Origin of the sequence: Sphingomonas sp. NPDC019816, assembly GCF_050274375.1 — a bacterium.
GTDB lineage: Bacteria > Pseudomonadota > Alphaproteobacteria > Sphingomonadales > Sphingomonadaceae > Sphingomonas.
Genome location: NZ_JBNNOB010000263.1, coordinates 1 through 1679, shown reverse-complemented (window position 1 = coordinate 1679; position 1679 = coordinate 1). Strand labels below are relative to the sequence as shown.

Here is a 1679-nt window from a genome sequence, read left to right as displayed (position 1 = left end):
GGACAAGCCGCTGCATGGCGAACTCAAGCTGCCGGGTCAGGCCAATCGCTTCTACGAGCGCGCGATCAGCGAGCATATGCGGATCGGGATCGAGACCTGCGAGCAGCTGCGCCGCGAGGGTGACAAGCTGCACAGTCGCAAGCTGCGCGCGTTCAACGAGCCGCCCTTCCGCTGATCGGCAACCGGCGCGGGGGGCGGTGCGTTACGGGTACGGACCGAAACAGGGGGTTTTTCGTCATGGTCGATCCCACCGACCCCAAAAAGCCACGCCCGCCGCGCCGTCGTACCAGCCCGAAAACGGCCGGCGGCGCGACACCGCGCAAGCGTCCCGCCGCCAAGCCGCCCGAGGCCGAAACGCCATCCGCCGACACCAGCGAACAGACTGCCGTCGAAGCGCCCAGGCCCGCCGCGAAGCCCAAGGCGCCGCCCAAGCCCCGCTCCACCAAGCGCACGACACCGCGCAAGGCATCGCCCCGCACACCCACCCCGATCAAGCCCGCACCTGCACCCGCATTGGGTAAGCATGGGCTGGACCGGGTCGGCGGCAAATGGGGCGTCGCATCGATCCTGGGCAGCTTGGCGGCCTTTGCCGGCGTGACGGCGGCGCTGTTGTCATTGCGGGGGAGCAGCGCAAAGCGGGACGACGACGGCGAGCGTCAGGGCGACTGAGCGCCTACATTCGCGCGCAATCCTCACCCCACCCCCGTTCAGGCTGAGCGAAGTCGAAGCCCACGCCTCAACCTCTGCCAAGCGGACAGGTTTTCCCTTGGCCTTCGACTACGCTCAGGCCGATCGGGGGGGGCTCAGGCCGAACGGAGGTTGGCTGGCCCCATTCCTCCCCTGTAAGGGGAAGTGGCAGGGCGAAGCCCTGACGGAGGGGTGTCCCCGTTCGAAAGGGCGGGCACCCCCTCCCCAGGCTCAAAGTCTTAAATCACCAACCCTGCGGCTTGCCCTTGTTCTGCTGATCCAGCCAGGTCTTCAGCGGCGCGAAATATTCGACCAGCGCCTTGCCCGACATCTCGCGGCTGCCGGTGAAGACCTGCAACGCATCCGGCCACGGCTTGGACTGGCCCATCGCCAGCATCGCGTTCAGCTTCGCGCCGACCTGCTTGTTGCCATAGAAGGAGCAGCGATGCAGCGGCCCCTTCCACCCGGCCTGCTCGCACGCCGCCTTGTAGAACTGGAACTGCAGCACCCGCGCCAAGAAGTAGCGCGCATAGGGCACACCCGCCGGGATATGGTACTTGGCACCCGGATCGAACTTCGTCTCGTCGCGCGCGACCGGCGGCACCACGCCCTGATATTTCAGGCGCAGCGCGTCCCAGCCCGCCTGATACTGGCCCGCCGGGATCTGGCCCGAGAACACGCCCCAGCGCCACTTGTCGATCAGCAGGCCGAAGGGCAGGAACGCGACCTTGTCCATCGCCTGGCGCAGGAGCAGGCCGATGTCCTTGTCGGCACTGGGCACCTTGGCGGGATCGAGCAGGCCGATCTTGACCAGATAGTCAGGCGTGATCGACAGTGCGACGGTGTCCCCGATCGCCTCGTGGAAACCGTCATTCGCGCCGTTCTTGTAGAGGAAGGGCTGGTTCTTATAGGCGCGCTGGTAATAATTGTGGCCCAGTTCGTGATGGATGGTGACGAAGTCGTCGCCATTCACCTTGGTGCACATCTTGATG

General features: G+C 66.1%; 2 protein-coding genes and 1 pseudogene. 2 read left to right on the top strand and 1 reads right to left on the bottom strand.

Translation table 11 applies throughout. The features are described from left to right. Positions 1 to 175, top strand: a pseudogene (locus ACQKJZ_RS19265) (AMP nucleosidase); the annotation flags it as partial. 62 nt (positions 176 to 237) lie between these two features. After that, a complete protein-coding gene (locus ACQKJZ_RS19260; protein ID WP_427733303.1) occupies positions 238 to 669 on the top strand; it encodes a hypothetical protein in 432 nt (143 codons plus the stop codon). Between the two features lie 262 nt (positions 670 to 931). Here the strand turns inward: ACQKJZ_RS19260 and ACQKJZ_RS19255 are convergent. Further along, positions 932 to 1679: M2 family metallopeptidase (locus ACQKJZ_RS19255; protein ID WP_427733301.1), on the bottom strand; the 748-nt coding region annotated here is incomplete at its 5' end.